This window comes from Burkholderia sp. SIMBA_051, assembly GCF_046534915.1.
GTDB classification, from domain to species: Bacteria; Pseudomonadota; Gammaproteobacteria; order Burkholderiales; family Burkholderiaceae; genus Burkholderia; species Burkholderia ambifaria.
This window is the reverse complement of sequence record NZ_JAWRXS010000749.1, coordinates 1-243: the sequence shown is the minus strand read 5'-3', so window position 1 is coordinate 243 and position 243 is coordinate 1. Positions and strand designations below refer to the sequence as shown.

The following is a 243-nucleotide window of genomic DNA, read 5'->3' as shown; positions in this document are numbered from 1 at the left end:
CCGCGGCCCACAGCTGCTGGACCGGGCTGCCGGACGGAGCCGGCGCGGCCGATGAGCCCGATGTGGCCGATGTGGCGGCCGCCACACCGTCGTCGGCGCTGCCGCCGCGGAACCAATGGCCGGCGGCGAGCCCGCCGCCGATCGCCGCGGCCGCGACGAGCGCCACCGCCAACATGCGTTTCATCATCATCGTGGAATCATTCCGGTTCGGAAGGCGCGTCGCCGGCTTCGAGCAGCGCGCGC

At 74.5% G+C, this 243-nt stretch carries 1 pseudogene; it reads right to left on the bottom strand.

The features are described 5' to 3' along the window. A pseudogene (locus tag SB771_RS36475) lies at nucleotides 1-190 on the bottom strand (TlpA family protein disulfide reductase); the annotation flags it as partial. Nucleotides 191-243: the final 53 nt, after the last annotated feature.